We start from the raw sequence: 1,850 nt of genomic DNA on the forward strand, positions 1-1,850 counted from the left end.
TTCAGTTTTCTACTCTACTTTTACTTATAGTTAACCATTTTTATTGTGTTGTGTAACTCAAAATAGAAAGTCTTATAAAGTTACTGATATCAATGGATTCAGCATTCCAATCAGTTACACAAAATATAAGATATGGGTAATTAGTTATTAATCTTAAAAACTATAGGAAAAGGTGATCAGGAATGAAACTTACACTCGCAGAGGAAATGGAGATATTTATGGAATCTATGGCCGCAATGAGGTTATGGAAAAAGAAAAGAGAAATAAGTCAGCGTAAGCAACGTATCAAGAAACGAAAGTCGCAGCAGAAGAATTGGAAGAAATGGAAAAGAAGAAAATAAAAATTAGTGGCAGAGTCATGACCGTTTTTTGACCGCAAATATGCCGGTTGATTTGGATTTATCGTGTTATATTTGTATTGTGAGAAATGGCGGAAATAACATGACTCACAAAGATACTTTTATAATTAAACGGCCCTTTTGTCATTAAGTCCTTGGTTTTCGACAGCTTCGATGTTGCAGATTGAATGAACATTGAAGTATTGAAGAGCTTTTGCTCTTCTTTGAACTGATGGAAGCAGCGTATTACTATAATCATCGGTTGAAAGAGGTGTGAAAACTCCTTAACCAAATATAATGAAATATGAAGCACACATGACTTGTCTATTTATGAAAGACCGTTATCCGATTGAGGTAGCGGTTTTTTACTTTATTTGATTGAGAGTAAAAACTTCATTTACCGTATTTATAGTAATAACATAAGATTTTGACGAAAGGGCAACTGGTGCACGGTTGCTCTTTTATTATGCAAAAGTGTATAAGTCGTGTGAGAGTTGAAAAAATAGTATATTATCTTTCTCAATGTACATATTAAGTAAAGTGTTTAATATCATACATAAAGGGCGGGGTAATATGAGTGAAAATAAGAAAAATGAAGAATTGAATAAGGTGAAGAAGTATTATTTTAATGAGGATAATCAACCAGTAGCTGGTATAGAGTTAACTTTGCCGTCTGATATAGGAAGCTTGTTAGACCCGAAATCAGATAATGATGAAAGTAGAGAGGGTAATAATGAATAAGTTTAATCTAAGCATCCATTCGGGTGCTTTTTCACATTTTGCAAAGGACGAGCATATACTGCTTGTACACCGTTTAACTTTAGTTAAAAGGAATCTCGTAATCCCAATTCTTGCCCTTACCCAAAGAGGAGCGCTTGCGGAAACAGGTGCTCTTCTTTTTGTTATGTAAAAAAAAGAACCTAAGGAAGCTAGGTTCTGAAAAAAGGTAAGAAAATGGATTGGTAATAACTTGATAATTTAATAAATGTCCGCATCTAGATAATACAATATAATTGAGATACATTCAAGAGTTTATTGTGAGGTGGTTGTAGTGATCGATGAAGGAATACAAAACCAAACAACAGAAGCGTAAGTTCTATGACAGTGGTGAATGGAAACAACTTCGTGAAGAAGTAAAGAATCGTGACAATTACGAATGCCAAGAGTGTAAACGTAACGGTCATGTTCGTACTGAAACTAATGAGTACAGTGAGAGTGCAAAGCGTAAGAAGATACAGTTAGTTGTCCATCACATAAAAGAGCTTGAACATCATCCAGATCTTGCGCTTGAAATAGATAATCTTGAAACAGTTTGTGTGGATTGCCACAACAAAGAACATGGAAGAACGTTTCAAAAGAAACAGAATAAATGGGAACACGATGAAAAGTGGTAGAAAAATAGTTTTAAATACACCCCCCGGTCAAAAGTTTTAGCTTTTTTGGGGAACTGGGGCACCGGAGGAGGGGGTTAACTGTCAGGTTTTTTTCGAAATTACGCACGTAAGGGGGGGT

4 protein-coding genes are annotated in these 1,850 nt (G+C 35.0%); all 4 read left to right on the forward strand.

What is annotated here, in order from left to right; translation table 11 throughout:
- Positions 1-182 precede the first annotated feature (182 nt).
- On the forward strand, positions 183-341 hold the full coding sequence (locus V7024_RS20175) for a hypothetical protein (protein WP_154713376.1): 159 nt from the start codon (positions 183-185) through the stop codon (positions 339-341).
- Between the two features lie 570 nt (positions 342-911).
- A complete protein-coding gene (locus V7024_RS20180; RefSeq protein ID WP_098917235.1) occupies positions 912-1,079 on the forward strand; it encodes a hypothetical protein in 168 nt (55 codons plus the stop codon).
- Entirely contained in the window at positions 1,072-1,248 is a 177-nt protein-coding gene (locus tag V7024_RS20185) for a hypothetical protein (RefSeq protein WP_335523206.1), read from the forward strand. The genes V7024_RS20180 and V7024_RS20185 overlap by 8 nt, the downstream gene beginning before the upstream one ends.
- A gap of 148 nt (positions 1,249-1,396) precedes the next feature.
- Positions 1,397-1,732, forward strand: coding sequence for an HNH endonuclease (locus tag V7024_RS20190; RefSeq protein WP_335523207.1), 336 nt, complete (start codon positions 1,397-1,399; stop codon positions 1,730-1,732).
- Positions 1,733-1,850 lie beyond the last annotated feature (118 nt).

It is taken from the genome of Bacillus sp. JJ864 (genome assembly GCF_036963045.1).
In the GTDB taxonomy this organism is placed as follows: domain Bacteria; phylum Bacillota; class Bacilli; order Bacillales; family Bacillaceae_G; genus Bacillus_A; species Bacillus_A pseudomycoides_C.